The 3785-nt window shown below is 70.3% G+C and carries 4 protein-coding genes; all 4 read right to left on the bottom strand.

Features of this window, described 5'->3' with window-relative positions; all coding sequences use genetic code 11:
* Positions 1-884, bottom strand: an 884-nt coding sequence (locus ACE3Q3_RS20255) for an ABC transporter ATP-binding protein (RefSeq protein WP_374449054.1), incomplete at its 3' end; no start/stop codon positions are given.
* Between the two features lie 7 nt (positions 885-891).
* On the bottom strand, positions 892-1872 hold the full coding sequence (locus ACE3Q3_RS20260) for an ABC transporter ATP-binding protein (protein ID WP_374449055.1): 981 nt from the start codon (positions 1870-1872) through the stop codon (positions 892-894).
* On the bottom strand, positions 1869-2690 hold the full coding sequence (locus tag ACE3Q3_RS20265; RefSeq protein ID WP_374449056.1) for an ABC transporter permease: 822 nt from the start codon (positions 2688-2690) through the stop codon (positions 1869-1871). Before ACE3Q3_RS20265 ends, ACE3Q3_RS20260 begins: the two co-directional genes overlap by 4 nt.
* A gap of 6 nt (positions 2691-2696) precedes the next feature.
* The gene (locus ACE3Q3_RS20270) at positions 2697-3626 is read right to left on the bottom strand and encodes an ABC transporter permease (protein WP_374449057.1); all 930 of its coding nucleotides are present in this window, start codon (positions 3624-3626) and stop codon (positions 2697-2699) included.
* Positions 3627-3785 lie beyond the last annotated feature (159 nt).

Here is a 3785-nt window from a genome sequence, read left to right on the forward strand (position 1 = left end):
GCGCTCGCGATCTCGCCCTTCGCCTTGTCGCGCGCGGTCGCCGCGTGCTGGCGGAAGGGATCGGGGATGGCGGCGATCAGCGCCCGCGTATAGGGGTGACGCGGGTTCTCGAAGATCTCCCGCCAGCCGCCGCGCTCGACGATGCGGCCGAGATACATGACCGCCACTCGGTCGCTCATGTGCTCGACGACCCCGAGATCGTGCGAGATCATGATGTAGGACAGGCCGAGCTCGTCCTTCAGTTCGAGCAGCAGGTTGATGATCTGCGCCCGGATCGAGACGTCGAGGGCCGAGACCGGCTCGTCGCAGATGACGAGCCTGGGCTTCAGGATGAGCGCCCGGGCGATGCCGATGCGCTGGCGCTGGCCGCCCGAGAACTCGTGCGGATAGCGGTCGGCATGTTCGGGCCGCAGCCCGACCCGCGCCAGCATCTCCGCGACCCGGTGCGCGATCTCGGCCGGATCGCCGACACCGTGCAGGCGCAGCGGGTCGGCCAGCGTCCGGCGCACGGTCTGCCGCGGATTGAGGGAGGCGTAGGGGTCCTGGAAGACCATCTGGACCGTCCGCGCCATCGCCTTGCGGTCGGGCTTGGTGCTGCCGCCGATGTCCTGGCCGGCGATCCGGATATGACCGCGCGTCGGCGCCACTAGGCCCATGATGGCGAGCGCGAGCGTCGACTTGCCGCAGCCCGATTCGCCGACGAGTCCGAGGCATTCGCCGGGTCGGACGTCGAGGTCGATGCCGTCGACCGCCTTCAGCATCCGCCGCCCGGTACCGAGACGACCGGTCACGGCATAGTGGACGGCGAGGTCGTCGAGCTGGAGCAGCGGCGCCGCCTGCGCGTCGGCGACCGGGGTGGACGCGGAAGCTGTGGACGTGGACATCGACGGCTCAGCCATGGTGGTGGCACCGGACGAGGCCGTCGCCCGGGAGCGACGTCGGGCCGGGATCCTCGCGGCGGCAGATCTCGGTCGCGCGGCCGCAGCGCGGGTGGAATCGGCAGCCGGCCGGATAGGCGGCGATGGCAGGTACCGTGCCCGCGATCTCCGCCAGCTTGCGGCGCCCGTGTGCCGCGCGGCTGCCGAGCAGCGGCAGCGAGGCGACGAGGCCCTGGGTGTAGGGGTGCTGCGGCTGGCGGAAGACGGCGTCGGCCGCCTGCTGCTCGACGACCCGGCCGGCATACATGACGGCGACCCGGCGGCAGATGTTAGCGACGAGCCCGAGATCGTGGGAGATCATCAGGATCGCCGTGCCCTTGGCGGCGCAGAGCTCGCGCATCAGGTCGACGATCTCGGCCTGGACGGTGACGTCGAGCGCGGTCGTCGGCTCGTCGGCGATCAGGAGGTCCGGGCCGCAGGCGAGCGCGATGGCGATCATCACGCGCTGCCGCATGCCGCCCGAGAGCTGGTGCGGATAGTCCTTCACCCGGCGCTCGGGCGAGGGCACCCGCACCTGGCGCAGCGCCTCGACCGCCTTCTCGTTGGCCTCCGACCAGCCGGCGCCCTGGTGCAGGACGAACATCTCGGCGATCTGCCGTCCGACCGGCGACAGCGGATTGAGCGCCGTCATCGGCTCCTGGAAGATCATCGCGATGCGGCTGCCGCGCAGGCGCCGCAACTGGCCCGCCGGCAGGTTCTGGATCTCCTGTCCCTCGAGCCGGATGGCGCCGCCGCCGATCTCCAGCGGCCGGCGCAGCAGGCCCATCACCGAGAGCGCGGTGATGCTCTTGCCGCAGCCCGATTCCCCGACCAGCCCGAAGGTCTCGCCGCGGCCGATGCGGAAGGACACGTCCTCCACCGCGGCATAGCGGCGATCCTCGCCGACGAGGTCGATGCGGAGGTTCTCGACCTCCAGCAGCGGCGCGGCGGTCATGCCCGGCGCTCGCGCGACTGCGGGTCGAGGATGTCGCGGAGCCCGTCCCCCAGCAGGTTGAGGCCGAGCACGGTGAGGAAGATCGCGAGCCCCGGGAAGACCGAGAGCCACGGCGCCGTCGTGATCTGGTCGCGCGCCTCCGACAGCATGCTGCCCCAGCTCGGGAAGGGCGGCCGGATGCCGAGGCCGAGGAAGGAGAGCGACGCCTCCGCCAGGATCGCCGCGCCCATGCCGAGCGTCGCGATGACGATGATCGGCCCGACCATGTTCGGCAGGAGCTGGGTGAACATGATCCGGAAGTCGCCGTAGCCGAGGATGCGGGCGGCCTGGACATAGCCCTGCGACTTCAGCGACAGCACCTGGGCGCGGGCGATGCGGCAGGAATAGGACCAATTGGTGAGGCCGAGCGCGATCAAGAGGCTGGTCAGGCCGGGCCCGAGGATCGCCATGATCGCCAGCGCGAAGATCAGCGACGGGATCGCCAGCATGAGGTTGGTGACGAGCCCGACGAAATCGTCCCACCAGCCGCCCCAGTAGCCGGCGGTCAGGCCGAGCGTGACGCCGATGATCGAGTTGGCGATCTGCGAGACGACGCCGACGGTGAGCGAGATGCGGGCGCCGTGGACGATGCGCGAATAGATGTCGCGACCCTGCCCGTCGGTGCCGAAGATGAACTCCGCCCCCGGCGGCATCTCGGCGTTCATCAGGTTGGCGTCGAGCACCGGATCGTAGAGCGCGATCCACGGCGCGAGCACGGCGACGACGGCGGCGACGGCCACCAGGGCGCCGCCGATCAGAAGGTTGGCGCGGAGCTTCATCGGCCGTCAGCCGTAGCGGATGCGCGGGTCGATGACGACATAGGCGATGTCGACCAGCGTGTTGATGAGGAGGAAGAAGAGGACGATCACGAGGATGCTGCCCTGCACCGTCGGGATGTCGCGCTGGAAGACCGAATCGACCAGCAACGAGCCCAGCCCGGGCCAGGAGAAGAGCTTCTCGACGACCACCGCCTGGCCCATCAGCGAGCCGAACTGCAGGCCGATCGTGGTCAGGACGAGGACGAGCGCATTGCGCACGACGTGCCAGCGCACCACTCGGTACTCGCTCATTCCCTTGGAGCGGGCGGTGCGCACGAAATCGGCGTTGAGCACGTCGAGGACGCCGGCGCGGGTCGTCCGGGCGAGCAGCGCCATCGGACTGACCCCGAGCGCGACCGCCGGCAGGATGAGGTGGCGCAGCCCCCCGTCGCCGTAGCCGAAGCTGGGCAGCCAGCCGAGCGTCAGCGCGAAGAGGTACATGAGCATCAGGCCGAGCCAGAATTTCGGCAGCGACAGCCCGGATATCGCCACCACCATCGAGCCCATGTCGACGAGGCTGCCGGGCCGCAGGGCGGCGATGAAGCCGAGCGGGACACCGACCAGGATGGCGAACCCCATGGCGGCGATGGTCAGCTTGAGCGACGGCCAGAGGCGCTGGCCGATCACCTTCGTCACCGGCTCGCGGGTGCGGAAGGAGGTGCCGAGGTCGCCCTGGGCGAGATTGACGACGTAGGTGCCGAAGCGCTGGTGCAGCGGGTCGTCGAGGCCGAGTTCCTTGCGCATCCGCTCCATGACCTGGGCGTCGAGCATGCGGCCGTCGTCGCCCGAGGAGGTGAAGCTGCCCGGGATGACGCTGAACAGGGTGAAGATCACCAGGACGACGGCAACGATCGTCGGAACCGTGTTGCCGAGCCGGCGGAGGATGAGAAGCGGCATGGATCGTCCGAGGAAGCGGGCGGGGCGGACGCGTCCGCCGGCAGGTGCGGAGCGGCCGGACGTCCGGCGGCGGGTCGCGGGGCGACCCCCCCCCCCTCGTCGGCTTAATAACGGCGGGAGCGGCCCGTAGCGGCCCGCGACCCCCCGTCGCTCCAGATG

Source organism: Allostella sp. (assembly GCF_041913585.1).
Taxonomy (GTDB): Bacteria; Pseudomonadota; Alphaproteobacteria; order ATCC43930; family Allostellaceae; genus Allostella.